This is a genomic window from Nguyenibacter vanlangensis, assembly GCF_013376155.1.
In the GTDB taxonomy this organism is placed as follows: Bacteria; Pseudomonadota; Alphaproteobacteria; order Acetobacterales; family Acetobacteraceae; genus Gluconacetobacter; species Gluconacetobacter vanlangensis.
The window spans coordinates 1-549 of the sequence record NZ_JABXXP010001253.1; the positions used below are offsets into that span (position 1 = coordinate 1).

At 73.6% G+C, this 549-nt stretch carries 1 protein-coding gene and 1 pseudogene; both read left to right on the plus strand.

The annotated features are described in order from the left end of the window. Nucleotides 1–206: pseudogene (locus HUK84_RS22440) on the plus strand (NAD(P)/FAD-dependent oxidoreductase); the annotation flags it as partial. Next, nucleotides 203–549 (plus strand): NAD(P)/FAD-dependent oxidoreductase (locus HUK84_RS22445; protein WP_176642075.1); only part of this gene is annotated, 347 nt, incomplete at its 3' end. The pseudogene HUK84_RS22440 and the gene HUK84_RS22445, both read left to right, overlap by 4 nt.

A 549-nucleotide genomic window follows, 5' to 3' on the forward strand; every position in this document is an offset into this window, starting at 1 on the left:
CCTGGACCCGCTGCGGCATGGGCCCGTGCCAGGGCCGCATGTGCGAGGACGGCGCGCGTGGCCTGCTGGCCGCGTCGTGCGGCCTGCCGCCCGAAGAGGCCGGCAGCTTTACGCCCCGGATGCCCTTCTTTCCCCTGCCCCTCGCGGCGCTGACCGGCACGTTCGCCTATTCGGACATACCGCTGCCGAAGGCTGCCCCGCTGTGACCGCGCTTCAGGACTGGCCCGACGGCTCCGTGGACGTCGCGGTCATCGGCGGCGGCGTCATGGGGGCGACCACGGCGCTGTTCCTGGCGCGCGGGGGCATGCGCGTCGCCCTTCTGGACCGGCAGGACCTGTTCCGGGCCGCGTCCGGCGTCAATGCCGGCACGCTGACCCTGCATATGACACGCGCGCAACTGATCCCCCATGCCATGCGCGGCCGCGAAATGTGGCTGGCCAGCCGGGACTGGCTGGGGGCGGATGTCGGCGCGCTGGCCACCCCGGGCCTGTCCCTGGCCTTCACGGAAGCCGAGGAGGATTTGCTGCGCGCCCGCGCGCGGATCCGGCG